This is a genomic window from Bacillus cereus group sp. BfR-BA-01331 (assembly GCF_022663915.1).
Lineage (GTDB): Bacteria > Bacillota > Bacilli > Bacillales > Bacillaceae_G > Bacillus_A > Bacillus_A mycoides.
Genome location: NZ_JAKUGJ010000156.1, coordinates 1 through 437, shown reverse-complemented (window position 1 = coordinate 437; position 437 = coordinate 1). Strand labels below are relative to the sequence as shown.

Below are 437 nucleotides of genomic sequence, written 5' to 3'. Positions count from 1 at the left end.
CATGTGAAAACATGAGAAGTTCATAAGAGAACTGGCTAAGGAATTGCGCCCTTAGTTGAACAAGATAAATTTTATTGAATCTATCAAACTTCATTGAAAATATCGAACGTATGTGCTATGTTTGGTTCAATGAGGTGAGAATAATAATGAAATTTTCACGAGTCAGTCAAGTATCAGAATTAACAGGTTTGCATCCGAGTAATCTAAGGAGAATGCTGGTGGAACACGCTACTATTCAGAAGAACAAATCTTTCATTAAAGGAGTTAAATTCTGATGATATTGGCGAAGAAAGTCAGACTAATTCCAACGCCTGAACAAGAAAAAGTGCTTAGAAACCATGCTGGTGCTGCAAGATTTGCTTATAACTATTGTAAAAGAATGAGTGATAGATACTATAAGCTATTTGGAAAATCTGTTTCACAGTTAGCTTTACAGA

At 34.6% G+C, this 437-nt stretch carries 1 protein-coding gene; it reads left to right on the top strand.

What is annotated here, in order from left to right:
* Positions 1-274: 274 nt before the first annotated feature.
* Positions 275-437, top strand: a 163-nt coding sequence (locus MR155_RS31425; RefSeq protein WP_080001802.1) for a helix-turn-helix domain-containing protein, incomplete at its 3' end; no start/stop codon positions are given.